This window comes from Pseudonocardia sp. EV170527-09, assembly GCF_008369905.1.
In the GTDB taxonomy this organism is placed as follows: Bacteria; Actinomycetota; Actinomycetes; order Mycobacteriales; family Pseudonocardiaceae; genus Pseudonocardia.
The window spans coordinates 1-260 of the sequence record NZ_VRMC01000525.1 but is presented as its reverse complement, the minus strand read 5'-3'; the positions used below and the strand labels follow the sequence as shown (position 1 = coordinate 260).

Sequence of the window (260 nt, the reverse complement as noted above, 5' to 3'; positions counted from 1 at the left end):
CTACCCCACCCTCACCGGGCCGGAGGAAGCCTACACCGCCGCCCACCTGAAAAACCGCCAACAGCGCCTGATGGGCGGCCGGTTCGAACCCTTGAGCGACATCGCCGTGTACCGCAGTGAAATCGGTCTGCATCTGGCCCGCTCGCTGTTCCTGAAAGCCAAGCCTCAGCCCTCAGCCTGACCGGTCCAGGCCTGGCGCAACCGCGCGAGCGCCTGGCGGATCTCCGCCTCGGGCACTGCGGCAAAGCCCAGCACCAGGC

1 protein-coding gene is annotated in these 260 nt (G+C 68.1%); it reads left to right on the top strand.

Features of this window, described 5'->3' with window-relative positions:
• Positions 1–181: hypothetical protein (locus tag FVA95_RS30025; RefSeq protein WP_149666994.1), on the top strand; the 181-nt coding region annotated here is incomplete at its 5' end.
• Positions 182–260: the final 79 nt, after the last annotated feature.